General features: G+C 67.3%; 8 protein-coding genes. 4 read left to right on the plus strand and 4 right to left on the minus strand.

The window, feature by feature from the left end; genetic code table 11:
• Window positions 1-164: 164 nt before the first annotated feature.
• Window positions 165-3,302: an isoleucine--tRNA ligase gene (gene ileS / locus LI92_RS07255; protein WP_046317545.1), complete on the minus strand. Its 3,138-nt coding sequence runs from the start codon at window positions 3,300-3,302 to the stop codon at window positions 165-167.
• 274 nt (window positions 3,303-3,576) lie between these two features.
• Between ileS and LI92_RS07260 the strand changes: the two genes are divergently transcribed.
• A complete protein-coding gene (locus LI92_RS07260; RefSeq protein ID WP_046317547.1) occupies window positions 3,577-4,335 on the plus strand; it encodes a lipase family protein in 759 nt (252 codons plus the stop codon).
• A gap of 7 nt (window positions 4,336-4,342) precedes the next feature.
• Here LI92_RS07260 and LI92_RS07265 read toward each other — a convergent pair whose 3' ends face one another.
• The 3 genes from LI92_RS07265 to LI92_RS07275 all read right to left on the minus strand — a co-directional run bounded on the left by LI92_RS07265 (window position 4,343) and on the right by LI92_RS07275 (window position 9,490).
• On the minus strand, window positions 4,343-4,816 hold the full coding sequence (locus LI92_RS07265; protein WP_046317549.1) for a hemerythrin domain-containing protein: 474 nt from the start codon (window positions 4,814-4,816) through the stop codon (window positions 4,343-4,345).
• A gap of 144 nt (window positions 4,817-4,960) precedes the next feature.
• Window positions 4,961-7,933 carry an MMPL/RND family transporter gene (locus LI92_RS07270; protein ID WP_046317551.1) on the minus strand — a complete coding sequence of 991 codons (2,973 nt, stop codon included), beginning with the start codon at window positions 7,931-7,933 and terminating at the stop codon, window positions 4,961-4,963.
• A 69-nt stretch (window positions 7,934-8,002) separates the two neighbouring features.
• Window positions 8,003-9,490 carry a flavin-containing monooxygenase gene (locus LI92_RS07275; protein ID WP_046317553.1) on the minus strand — a complete coding sequence of 496 codons (1,488 nt, stop codon included), beginning with the start codon at window positions 9,488-9,490 and terminating at the stop codon, window positions 8,003-8,005.
• A 222-nt stretch (window positions 9,491-9,712) separates the two neighbouring features.
• Here LI92_RS07275 and LI92_RS07280 point away from each other — a divergent pair, with 222 nt between their 5' ends.
• The 3 genes from LI92_RS07280 to LI92_RS07290 all read left to right on the plus strand — a co-directional run.
• The gene (locus LI92_RS07280) at window positions 9,713-10,783 is read left to right on the plus strand and encodes an AurF N-oxygenase family protein (protein ID WP_152665371.1); all 1,071 of its coding nucleotides are present in this window, start codon (window positions 9,713-9,715) and stop codon (window positions 10,781-10,783) included.
• Window positions 10,784-10,880: 97 nt separating this feature from the next.
• Window positions 10,881-11,648: a phthiotriol/phenolphthiotriol dimycocerosates methyltransferase gene (locus LI92_RS07285; protein ID WP_046317561.1), complete on the plus strand. Its 768-nt coding sequence runs from the start codon at window positions 10,881-10,883 to the stop codon at window positions 11,646-11,648.
• Window positions 11,649-11,756: 108 nt separating this feature from the next.
• Window positions 11,757-12,698: cytochrome P450 (locus LI92_RS07290; RefSeq protein WP_046317555.1), on the plus strand; the 942-nt coding region annotated here is incomplete at its 3' end.

Here is a 12,698-nt window from a genome sequence, read left to right on the forward strand (position 1 = left end):
CTGCTGTGAGACGGTTTTTCACCACCGCATACTGCACAAATGGGGTGATCAGGCGGCGCTCTGCGGCCCGCGCCGGCCCGGTCGATCCGCCGGTGTCAACGATAAAAATCTCGACGCGAGAAAATCGGCCCTGGCAGCGGCCCCCAATCCCCGCCGCTGCACCGTCAGGCCTTGGCGATCGACACCTGCACACCGTCCCCTATCTCCACGGGATCGGTCGGGGTCCCGAACTCGAAGCTGGTGGCCAGGATCTCGCCGGCGATCAGGTCCGCATGGGTCTGCGCCCAGCCCAGCCGCTGCTCGGGAACCGCGAGCACCACACTGATCCGGTCGGAGACGTCCAGACCGGTGGTCTTGCGCAGTTCCTGCAGCTCGCGAATCCGGTCCTTCGCCCAGCCCTCGGCTTCCAGCTCCGGGGTCACGGCGCTGTCGAGCACCACCAGGCCCGCGCCGTCGGGCAGCGCGACGGTGTACTCGGGATCGGCGGCCACCAGCTTGGCGGTGTATTCGCCTTCGAGCAGCACCACCGGACCGGCGCGCAGCGTGCCGTCGGGGTTGACGACGCCCTCGCCGGCCTTCACGGCCTTGATCGCGACTTGTACGTCCTTGCCCAGGCGAGGCCCGGCGACCTTGGCGTTGACCGCCAGGTCGAATCGACCGTAGCCGGCGATGTCGTCGGTCAGTTCGACGGCCTTGACGTTGAGCTCGTCGGCGATCAGATCGGTGAACGGCGCCAGCCGCTGGGGCTCCTCGACCGCCACGGTGAGTTTGGGCAGCGGCAGGCGGACCCGCAGTTGGTGGGCCTTGCGCACCGACGACGCCGCCGAACAGACCTCGCGCACCTGGTCCATCGCCGCGACCAGGGCGTGGTCCGCGGGCAGATCGGCGGCCTGCGGCCAGTCGGTCAGGTGCACCGACCGCTGGCCGGTGAGGCCGCGCCAGATCACCTCGGTGGTCAGCGGGAGCAGCGGCGCAGCCAGTCGCGCGGTGATCTCCAGCACCGTGTGCAACGTGTCGATCGCGTCGCGGTCCTCGTCCCAGAACCGCTGCCGTGAGCGCCGCACATACCAGTTGGTCAGCGCCTCGGTGAACTGCCGCAGCTGCTCGCAGGCACCGGAGACGTCGCACACGTCCAGCGCAGCGGTCAGCTCGTCGCGCAGCGAGGCCAGTTTGGCCAGAATGTAGCGATCCAGCACGTGCTGCGAATCGGTGCGCCAGACACCGGGCTTCGGGGCGTACAGCGTCAAGAAGCTGTAGGCGTTGGTCAGCGGCAGCATCACCTGGCGTACGCCCTCCCGGATGCCCGCCTCGGTGACGATCAGGTTGCCGCCGCGCAGGATCGGCGAGGCCATCAGGAACCACCGCATGGCATCGGAGCCATCCCGGTCGAACACTTCGCTCACGTCCGGGTAGTTGCGCAGCGACTTGCTCATCTTCTGACCGTCACTGCCGAGCACGATGCCGTGTGCCACACAGGTTTTGAACGCCGGGCGGTCGAACAGCGCGGTCGCCAGCACATGCATCATGTAGAACCAGCCACGGGTCTGCCCGATGTACTCGACGATGAAGTCGCCAGGATAATGGGTCTGGAACCAGTCCTCGTTCTCAAACGGATAGTGCACCTGGGCATACGGCATCGACCCGGAGTCGAACCAGACATCGAGCACGTCGGGGATGCGCCGCATCGTCGAACGGCCGGTCGGGTCATCCGGGTTGGGACGGGTCAGCTCGTCGATGTAGGGGCGGTGCAGGTTGTCCGGCCGCACCCCGAAATCACGTTCGAGTTCATCGAGGCTTCCGTAGACGTCGATCCGCGGGTAGGCCGGGTCGTCGGAACGCCACACCGGAATCGGGGTTCCCCAGTAGCGGTTGCGGGAGATCGACCAGTCGCGGGCGCCGCGCAGCCAGTTGCCGAAGATCCCGTCCTTGATGTGCTCGGGATACCAGGTGATCTGCTCGTTGAGTTCGACCATGCGGTCCCGGATCTCGGTGACGCGGACGAACCACGACGACACCGCCTTGTAGATCAGCGGGTTGCGGCAGCGCCAGCAGTGCGGATACGGGTGCTCGTAGGTCTCATGGCGGACCAGCACGGGGCCGTTGGCCGCGGCCGGGCCGGTGCCGTTCTTCAGGTCGGCGATGATCGCCTTATTCGCGTCGAAGACATGCTGACCGGCGTAATCGGGCACGCTGGAGTCGAAGCGACCCTTGGCGTCCACCGGAGTGACCGGGGTGATCCCGGCCGGGTCGGTGGTGTTCTTGTCGTCCTCGCCGTAAGCGGGCGCCAGGTGCACGATGCCCGTCCCGTCCTCGGTGGACACGAAGTCGGCGGCGAGCACGCGGAAAGCGTTGTCGGAGTCCATGAAATACGGGAACGGCGGCACATAGCGCAGGCCGAGCAGCTCCGAGCCGCGGTAGCGGCCCAGCACCTGGGGCTGTTCGCCCTCCCCCAGGCCCAGCTCGCGCCCGTAGGCGCCCAGCCGCGCCTCGGCCAGCAGGTACCGGTGCTGTCCCGCCGCGACCTGCACGTAGGTCACGTCGGGGTTGACCGCGACCGCCTGGTTGGACGGCAGGGTCCACGGCGTGGTGGTCCACACCAACAGGTGGGCGCCGGCGAGGTCATCGGCCGGCCCGGGGCCGGCGATCCGGAACCCGACGGTCAGCGCCGGGTCCTGGCGGCTCTTGTAGACGTCGTCGTCCATCCGCAGTTCATGGTTGGACAGCGGCGTCTCATCACGCCAGCAGTAGGGCAACACCCGATAGCCCTCATAGGCCAGACCCTTGTCCCACAGCTGCTTGAACGCCCACAGCACCGACTCCATGAACGGCAGGTCGAGGGTCTTGTAGTCGTTGTCGAAGTCCACCCAGCGGGCCTGCCGGGTGACGTAGGCCTGCCACTCGGAGGTGTAACGCAGCACTGAGTCCCGGCACGCCTGGTTGAACGCGGCGATGCCCATGGCATCGATCTGCGACTTGTCGGTGATCCCGAGCTGACGCTCGACCTCGAGCTCGGCGGGCAGGCCATGGGTGTCCCAACCGAACCGGCGCTCCACCTTGTAGCCGCGCATGGTGCGGTAGCGCGGCACGATGTCCTTGACATAACCGGTCAGCAGATGCCCGTAGTGCGGCAGTCCGTTGGCGAACGGCGGACCGTCGTAGAAGACGTATTCCGGTGCGCCCTCACGGCGGGCGATGCTGGCCCGGAACGTGTCGTCGTCGGCCCAATATTGCAGGACGGCGGCCTCGGCCGCCGGGAAGTCGGGGGCGCCGGCGGGCGGCTTCGGATAGCTGCGTTCGGTCACGGTGTGTTGTCTCCCAAGGGCCCGGCCCGGGGACGACGCCGCACGGTTGCGCCAGCGCCGCGGTACCACCCCGCTTGCCGCGCACCCAGGGCGGGGCGCGACCGCTCGAAGAAGGCTGTGACGGGCCGTCCCGTTCGGTTCTACTGAGTCGGTCGCAGATCGACTGTTCTTCCGAAGGCTCCCCGGTGATTGCCGGTTCAGTGCCGTTGGCCGAAATTCTAAGGCCTGCCGCCGCCGGCCGTGGCGGCAGGGCGGGACTCCTACACTGGCCACTGTGGCATTCAGTCCGTCGAATGCTCGCGACGTGGCGTTACCGCTGGTGTCGGCGGCCTACGCCGTGATGGCCGGCGCCGAGCCCACGCTGCCCGCGGGGTTTCGCCAGACCGCGCTGATCCGCGCGGACCCAGCGCACCTGGCGGGGCTGCCCGCCCGGCATCCTGCCGCGGTGATGGCCCGCGACACCGACGTCTTCGGCCTGATGGGCCATGACACGTCCTCGGCGACGGCGTTCATCGCCTTCCGGGGCAGCGCCGATGTGGCGGACTGGATCGCCGGTTTCGACTACGCGCCGACGCCCTACACCCCGCTTGCCGGATTCGGCCAGGTACACACCGGCTTTGCGGAGATCTACGGTTGCGTACGCGGGTCCATCGCCGCCGATGTGGCTGCCACGATCAGTGGGTGCGGCCAGATCCTGATCACCGGGCACAGCCTCGGTGCGGCCCTGGCAGTGCTGGCTGCACCCGATGTCGCCCGAGCGATGCCGCCGAACACCATCGAGCCGCGGCTGACCACCTTCGGCGGCCCGCGAGTCGGTCTGGACGACTTCAAGGCCGCGTTCGACGCCGCCATCGAATGCTGTTACCGCGTAGTGAATTTCCTCGACATCGTCCCGCTGGTGCCACCGGAGCCCTTCGTGCATGTCGGCGCCGGGATCGCCGTCGACAGTGGCGGCGCCGTCGACCTCGGCTGGCGGCACAGCCTGGCTGCCTATCGCGCCGGCCTGACACCGCTGGTCGCCGCACTGACCTGATGGGGCCTCAGGCTGCCGCCTTGGCGCAGATCCACCCGACGGGCATCTGGCCACCGGCAAGGAATTCGGTGAGCTCGGCGGCCCGGTCGGGGGCCAGCCCGGTGTCGGCGGCCGCGTAGATCACCCGCTCCTCCACCAGGTGGTGAGCGGCCAGCAGCTCGAGGAGCCGATGACTGACGCCGCGCAGCGTGGCATGGCCTGCGCCCACCTGGACCAGGTCCTCCAGCGCATGCATGGCGCGCCAGATCTCGCCGTGTCCGCGGATCATCCCGAACACCGCCACCCGGTGAGCCCCTTCGCTGATCGGCGGGAACAACAACTGTTCTTCGAGGTAGATATGCCGGCGCAGCACGGCCAGCGCCGCGCTCAGTCCCGCGGCGTCGAGAGTGCCGTCGGCGAGGCGATCGAGAAAGTCTCGGATGCCCACCTCGATCAGCAGATGCTCGCGTGCCAGGGTGGATGAAAGAGCTTCGACGGGCATCTCGGCCGCTCCCCTTTGACCTTCGACAACGGTGCGCCAAACCGCCCAACGCCGACGCAGGGCCGCCGCACCGTTTTCTCCAAGTGGACCTTGTTGAAATCTAGCCCACGCCGCGGGGCGCTGAGCCGGCAGGGTCGAGCCCGATCAGCGGTCGGGCTCCTCCTCCGGGGGGCGCACCACGGCCAGCACCTCGGTGGGGCGATCGTCGGCCGGTCTGCCGGAGAGCTCCGGGAACGCCGTGGCGACCATGTCCTCGAAGCTCCGTTGCCTGGGTGCCACCGGCGCGGCAGCACCGCCGGCCGCCGCCGGCATCCGCGCCGGGCGCTGCCGCACGTTCAGCGGCCACCAGAACCACCGTCCCAGCATCGCCGCCATCGACGGCATCATGAAGGAGCGCACCACCAGGGTGTCGAAGAGCAGACCCAGCCCGATCGTGGTCCCCACCTGACCCACCACCCGCAGATCGCTGACCAACATCGAGGCCATGGTGAAGGCGAACACCAGGCCGGCGGCGGTGACGACCTTGCCGGTGCCGCCCATGGTCCGGATGATCCCGGTCTTCAGCCCGGCACCCATCTCCTCCTTGAACCGGGCCACCAGTAGCAGGTTGTAGTCACAACCCACCGCCAACAGGATGATCACCGACATCACCATCACCAGCCAGTGCAGGTGGATGCCGAATATGTACTGCCACAGCAGGACCGACAGCCCGAACGAGGCGCCCAACGACGCCAGCACCGTCCCGACGATCACCACAGCGGCGATAAAGCTCCGGGTGATCAGCAACATGATGATGAAAATGATTGCCAGAGAAGTGATTCCGGCGATCAGCAGATCGTAGTCGGCGCTTCCCTGTAGGTCGTTGAACAGCGCGGCGGTGCCCGCCACATACACCTTGGCGGTAGCCAGCGGGGTGCCCTTCAGCGCCTCGGTGGCCGCCTTCTTGATCAGGTTGACCCGCGCCATGCCCTCCGGAGTCGCCGGGTAACCGTCGTGGGTGATGAAGAAGCGCGCCGCATGACCGTCCGGCGACAGGAACAGCTGAACCACCCGCTTGAAGTCCGGATTGTCGAAGGCGTCCCGGGGCAGGTAGAAGGAGTCGTCGCTCTTCGCCGCGTCGAAGTCCTGGCCCATCGCCGTCGAGTCGCCGCCGACCTCCTCGACCTGGGCCAGGATGCCCGACATCGTGCTGTGCAGCGTCAGCATCATGGTCTGCAGGCTGCGCAGCGCGGCGATCTGCGCCGGCATCATCGCCAGCAGCTGCGGCGTGACCGAGTCGATGTTGGTCAGGTCGGGCGCCAGTTCGTTGATCTTGTCGGTGAGCAGGGTGGTGCCGTCCATGGCCGCATAGGCCGCACGCAGCGACATACAGGTCTGGTCGCAGTTCTGCTGCTTTTCCACCGACTCCCGCAGCGACTTGGAGTTCTCGTTGAGGTCGGCGATGTTGCCCCGCACCTGCTGGGACAGGTCCATCGCCTCCTGGGAGACACCGGTCGCATGGTGGGTGCTGGAGTTCAGATCCTGCATCAGCGTGTACATCCGCTGCAGCGAGGCGATGGTCTCGTCAAGATCATCGGCTTGGCGGCGCATGTCGGCCACCCGGTTCTTGACGAAGTCCAGGTTCTGCAGCTGGCCGGCGTTGTGCATGCTGAGCAGGAAGGGAATCGAGGTGTGCCCCAGCGGGGTGCCCTCCGGGCGGGTGACGCCCTGCACCATCGCAACGCCCTCAACGGCAAAGATGCTCTTGGCCACCTTGTTGAGCACCAAGAAGTCCGCGGAGTTGCGCATGTCGTGGTCGGACTCGACCATCACCACCTCGGGCAGCAGCCGCGACTCCGGGAAGTGCCGGGCAGCGGCCGCCCAGCCGAGGTTGGCCGGGGTGTCCTGGGGGATGAACGACGGGTCCCGGTAACTGACCTGGTAGCCCGGCAGTGCGAGCAGGCCGATCAGCGCCACCGAGCAGGCCGCGACGAAAATCGGAACGGGCCACCGCACGATCGCCGTGCCCACCTTGCGCCAGCCGCGGTCGGACATCTTGCGGCGCGGTTCGAGCAGCCCGTGGCGCGTGGCGACGGCCAGCACCGCCGGCACCAGCGTCAGCGCGATCGCCACCGCCACCACCATGCCCACCGCACACGGCAGCCCCATGGTCTGAAACACCGGCAGCCGGGTGAAGCTCAGGCAGAACGTGGCACCGGCGATGGTCAGGCCCGAAGCCAGCACCACGTGAGCGACGCCGCGGTAGGTGGTGAAATACGCCGTCTCCGGGTCTTCGCCGGCATGGCGCGCCTCGTGGTAGCGGCCGATGAAGAAGATGCCGTAATCGGTGCCGGCCGCGATCGCCAGGGTCACCAGGATGTTGATCGCGAACGTGGACAGCCCGATCAGCCCGTAGTGGCCCAGTGCCGCGACGATTCCGCGCGCCGCCGCCAGTTCGATCCCCACCACGGCCAACAGCAACCCGACGGTGCTCAGCGAGCGATACAGCAGCAGCAGCATCAGCGAGATCACCGTGACGGTGGCCACCAGGATCTTCAGGACCGCCCGATCGCCGCTGGTGTTCATATCGGTGACCATGGGCGCCGGGCCGGTGACGTAGGCCCGAACCCCCGGCGGCGCGGGGGTGCGCTGCACGACGTCGCGCACCGCCTCGACCGAGTCGTTGGCCAGGGCCTCGCCCTGATTTCCGGCGAGGTTCAGCTGAACCAACGCGGCCTTGCCATCCGCGCTCTGGGCGCCCCCGGCGGTCAGGGGGTCGCCCCAGAAGTCCTGGATGTGCTGGACGTGCACGGTGTCGGCGTTGAGTTGCGCGATGAGCTCGTTGTAGTACCGGTGCGCGGCGTCGCCGAGGGGCTCGTCGCCTTCGATGACGATCATCGCCGCGCTGTCGGTGTCGGACTCGGCGAAGACCTGCCCGAGCCGAGCCATGGCCTGAATCGATGGCGAGTCCTTGGCGCTCAAGGACACCGGGTGTTCCTTGGCGACCTGCTCCAACGGCGGAACGGCGACGTTGACCAGGATGGTGATGGCCACCCAGGCCAAGATGATCGGCACCGCGAAGCGGCGAACGAATGCGGCGGCCGAGGATCCGCCGTGGTTCCGGTGGCGGGTACTCATCGGCCTCTCACCCGGCCAGTTGCCCGAACGATCACTGTAACCCCCTGTTCAGGACCGCAACAGCGCACGTTATCCGATCCGGTAATCCGACAGCGGGAAGCGATCCTGCTCTTTGACGGCGCTGCGCACCGAGGTCGGCCGGAACAGCGGCGCCTCCCCCGTGTTCTGGTTGAACCAGTACGAGTTCGATGTGGCGCAGTTGCCGCGATGGAACACCGAGCTGTCCAGCAGGCCCATCATCCGCTCGTAGAACCGCGAGTTGGCGTCCTCGGTGACCTCGAAGGTCTGCGCGCCCCGCCGCTGCAGCTCGCCGAAGAGCCGCCGCATGTGCCGGGTCTGATATTCCACCGTGTTGAACCAGGACAAGCCGACCCAGGAGAACGGGCTGGACATATTGATGAAGTTCGGGAACTGGGGCACCGTCATGCCCTGGTAGGCCTGGAATCGGGTCTCGCGCCACCATTTGCCCAGGTTACGGCCGCCGCGACCGATCACCTCGATGGCAGGCAAGTTGCTCTCCCAGACGTCGTAGCCGGTGGCCAGCACCAGGGTGTCGGCCTCCCGCTTGACGCCGTCGCGCGACACGATGCCGTCCGGTTCGATCCGCTCGATCCCCTCGGTCACCAGCTGCACGTTCGGTTTGGCGAACGCCGGGTAGTAGTCGTTGGAGATCGACGGGCGTTTGCAGCCGAAGTCGAAGTCGGGCGCCATCTTGCGGGCGAGCTCGCGGTTGCGCACCGACAGCAGCCGGTGCAGGGCCGATTGGGCTGCCATCGCCTTGTTGAGGAACTTGAAGCGCCGGTAGCGCCACATCGTCAGCACCATCATGAAGTCGGTGGTGTTGTCGGTGAGCCACCGGACGATGCGCTGGGTGAACGGCACGCGGGCGAACATCCGTTGCACCGGCGGCGGGAACACCACGTCGGACTTGGGTGTGACCAGGATCGGCGTGCGCTGGTACACCGTCAGTTCGGCGACCTCTTTGGCCAGCTCGGGAATCACCTGGATCCCGGTGGACCCGGTCCCGATGACGGCCGCCCGGCGGCCGGCCATCGAGTAGTCGTGGTCCCATTCCGCGGTGTGCACGACGTGGCCGGCGAAGGTGTCGATGCCGGGGATGTCGGGGATCTTCGGCTGGCACAGGAAGCCGGTGGCCACGATGAGGAACTGCGACGTCAGGGTCTCGCCACCGGCCAGCGAGGTCCGCCAGACCTTCGCGTCGTCGTCCCACTGGGCACCGTCGACGCTGGTGTTGAACCGCATGAAGCGCTCCACGTCGTACTTGGCCGCGACGTGCTCGGCGTAGGCCTGGACTTCGTGACCGGGCGCGAACAACCGCGACCAGTACGGGTTGGGTTCGAACCAGTAGGAATAAGTAGTAGAGGGCTGGTCGACCGAGAGGCCGGGATAGTGGTTGACGCGCCACGTTCCGCCGAGACCGTCCAAGCGGTCCACGATCACGATGTTGTCGTAGCCCAGCCGGTTGAGCTGGATCGCCGCACCGATGCCGCCGAAGCCTGCGCCCACGATGACGGCGTCGTATTGCTGCGTCTCCATAAGGACGACACGCTACCGCAACGGCACCCCTTCCCGCCGTTCGCAGAGGTCAGGCCCATGACCGGCGGGCGACCGGCGGCCGACCGAACAGCCCGCCGTCAAGCGTCACACCGCGGGGAGCCACGCGATATCTGCTTGCGCGTCAATTGCGAAGTATGATGACTACCGGTATGTACATGGCCCTTTTTAGGGCGTATCTGATTTTTTACGGGGAGCTGCTCAATGGTCGGTACGGCGGTTCTGGCGGCCCTCATGCTGCTGCTCGCAGCGGTGTGCATGAGTCGAATCACCCGCGCGCGGAGCCGCCGGACCCGCGCCGCCACCGACCGGGACTACACCGCCATGCTCGCCGCGCTCTCGGCGAACTCCGAGCGGCATCGCTTCGACCCGCTCACCGACCTGGACTGGGACGCCCCGGAGTACGCGGTATGCGCGCAGGACCCGCGATGGGTGCTCGGCGACGGTCCGCTGGCCCGCACCGCCTGGTATCGCCGCCAACCGCTCACCACGCAGATCGCGATCGGGATGTGGCACCAGGCCAACATCGCCAAGATCGCGCTGCAGTTCGAGAGCATGCTCATACGCGGCCTGGTGCAGTACGCCACGCGAGTGCCCAACGGGTCGCCGGAACACCGCTACTGCCTTCGCGAGACGATCGAGGAATGCCACCACGTCCTGATGTTCCAGGAACTGGTGAACCGGATCGGCCAGGACGTGCCCGGAATGCCGCGCTGGATGCGCGGGCTTTCGCCGGTGCTGCCGCTGTACGCCGGCCCCTTCCCCAACGCATTCTTCTTCGGGGTGCTGGCCGGCGAGATCCCGGTCGACGTGATCCAGACAAAGGCGCTGCGCAGCGCCGGGTCGGCACATCCGCTGGTGCGGGCGATCATGGCCGTCCACGTCGCCGAGGAGGCGCGACACATCTGTTTCGCCGACGCCCGGCTCCGTCAGCGCGTCCCGCATACCCGATGGGTCAACCGGGTGTGGATGTCGGTCTATGTTCCGGTGCTCATGCGGGTGTTCGCGCGGCCGATCGTGCTGCCGCCCCGCGCGTTCTTCCGGCATTTCGGCGTACCCCGGTCGGTCCGCCGGCAGCTACGAGCCGGCTCGGCCGAATCGCGCCAGGAGCTGCGCGACACCTTCGCCGACATCAGGATGCTCTGTGACGATCTGGGCCTGATGACCATGGCCGGGAGGCTGATGTGGCGGGTGTGCCGCATCGGCGGGCCGCCGTCGCGATACCGCGGTGAACCGCGGCGCGCACAACAGGCCACCCGGATCACCGGCAACTGAGGCCCCCGCTGAGCTGTGCCATACTTTCGGTATGGTGCTTTCCCCATCTGAGACCTTGGAAAAAGTCGGCGCGGAGCTGGTGTACCGCATCTCGGCGATGCCGCTTTACAAGAAGGCCTTCAAGTACTGGTACCCGTTCATGACGAAGCGGATGGGGCACGACGACGTCGTCTTCCTGAACTGGGGCTACGAGCAGGACCCGCCGCTGGGTCTGCAGCTCGACGCGGCCGACGAGCCCAACCGGTACTCGATCCAGCTCTACCACCAGACCGCGACCCAGATCGACCTGGCCGGCAAGGACGTCCTCGAAGTCAGCTCCGGCCACGGCGGCGGCGCCTCCTTCCTGGCCCGCACCCTCAAGCCGGCCTCCTACACCGGCCTGGACTTCAACGCCGACGGCGTCGCCTTCTGCAAGAAGCGCCACCAGGTGCCCGGCTTGGACTTCGTGCAGGGTGACGCTCTGAACCTGCCGTTCCCGGACAACTCCTTCGACGCGATCATCAACGTCGAGGCCTCGCACATCTACCCCGACTTCGCGCAGTTCGTCCGCGAGGTGGGACGGGTGCTGCGTCCGGGCGGGCACTTTCTGCACACCGATTTCCGCGCCAAGGAAGACATCGAGTCCTGGCAGCAGACCTTGGCCACCCCGCCGCTGCGGCTGGTCAACGAGCGCGACATCAGTCGCGAAGTGGTCCGCGGACTGGCGGCCAACTCGCCGCGCTCCAACGACCTGATCAACGAGCGCATGCCGTTCTTCCTGCGCCGCTTCGCCCGGGAGTTCGCCGTGGTCGAGGGGTCGCTGTTCTACCGCGATCTGGACCGCGGCGAGATCACCTACCGCATTTTCGACCTCGTCAAAGAGTGACCCCGGGCCCCGGGAGGCGACCGGGTTAGGGTGGCGGCTGGGCCGGTTGCGGGCCGGTCGGGCCAATCGCGCTCCAATCCCGACGATCGCTGACGAGGGGCTTGCCAGATGGACCAGAAGGAACTGACGCGCCGACTTCGTTTTCGCGCCAGTCTGCTCAAGATCGGCACCGACGGGCTCATCGGCGTGGTCCGCGACCGGGCCACCGCCTACCGCTATGCGGTGACCCGACGCGAAACCGCTCCGCTGACCGACTTCGACCCGTTTGCACCCGAGACGATGCACGACCCCTATCCGGGTTATCGCACGCTGCTGACCGGGCCCAAGGTCTGGTACAGCCGCAAGCGGGGCATCTGGATCATCCCGGGCTATGACGAGGTCCGGCAGGCGTTGCGCGACAACGAGGCGCTGTCCTCGGCGCAGAGCCAGGCCCGCTTCCGGGTCCGCCTGCAGACCATGAACGCCACCGACCCGCCGGAGCACACCCGGCTGCGCCGGTCGGTGTCGCGGGCTTTCACCCCGCGTGCGATGAAGTCGTGGGAGATCAACATCAACCGCGCCGCCGACGAGCTGGTCGCCGCGATGGTCGAGCGCGGCCGCGTGGAGATCGTCTCCGACTTGGCCAAGCCCCTGCCGAACCGGCTGATCACCATGATGCTGGCCATACCGCAGGAGGACCGTCACCAGTTCCTGGAGTGGGCCGACACCATCAACGAGGCCGCATTCGCACCGCTGAGCCTGCGCGGGATGGTGATGAACATGCGCTCGAGTCAGGCGGTGATCGCGATGCACCGCAGTCTGGACCCGATGATCAAAGCCCGCCGCGCCGATCCCGGGGACGACCTGATCTCGATGCTGGCGGCACCCAGCGGTGCCGACACCCTCTCCGACGACGAGGTGTTCTGGACGGCATCGATGCTCGTCGGCGCCGGCAGCGAGACCACCACGAATCTGATCTCCGAACTGTTCCTGACCCTGGCGCAACGTCCCGACGTCTACGCACGGCTGCGCGAACAGCCCGAGCTGATCCCCGCCTGTCTCTTATACACA

This window comes from Mycobacterium sp. UM_Kg1, from assembly GCF_000972925.1.
Classification (GTDB): Bacteria; Actinomycetota; Actinomycetes; order Mycobacteriales; family Mycobacteriaceae; genus Mycobacterium; species Mycobacterium hiberniae.